Genomic DNA, 262 nt, shown 5'->3' with positions numbered 1-262 from the left:
TGATGAGGGACAGGCATATGCGGCTCTTCAGGGCAAGCCGCTGGAGCACTGCCAGTTGATCCGCCCGACCGGCAAAGCAACATCCATCAAGTACACCAAGGTCACCAATGGCATCCGGGTGAACTTCAACTGCCAAGATACTGCCAAGAACAATTCGCAGTACATCTATGACGATTTTCACGTTGCGTTGTACACCGGACTTTGCCTTTCTCGCCCGGAAGAGACCAGTTGGAAGGGCGACAAGTCGGGGATTGGCGCAGTC

1 protein-coding gene is annotated in these 262 nt (G+C 54.6%); it reads left to right on the top strand.

Annotation, left to right across the window (positions count from 1 at the left end; translation table 11 throughout):
- Positions 1-262: hypothetical protein (locus tag ACFQ6N_RS40605; RefSeq protein WP_380659170.1), on the top strand; the 262-nt coding region annotated here is incomplete at both ends.

The organism is Kitasatospora sp. NPDC056446 (assembly GCF_042796115.1).
GTDB lineage: Bacteria > Actinomycetota > Actinomycetes > Streptomycetales > Streptomycetaceae > Kitasatospora.
Note: the sequence above shows the minus strand (reverse complement) of the source record. Positions and strands in the feature narration are given on the sequence as shown.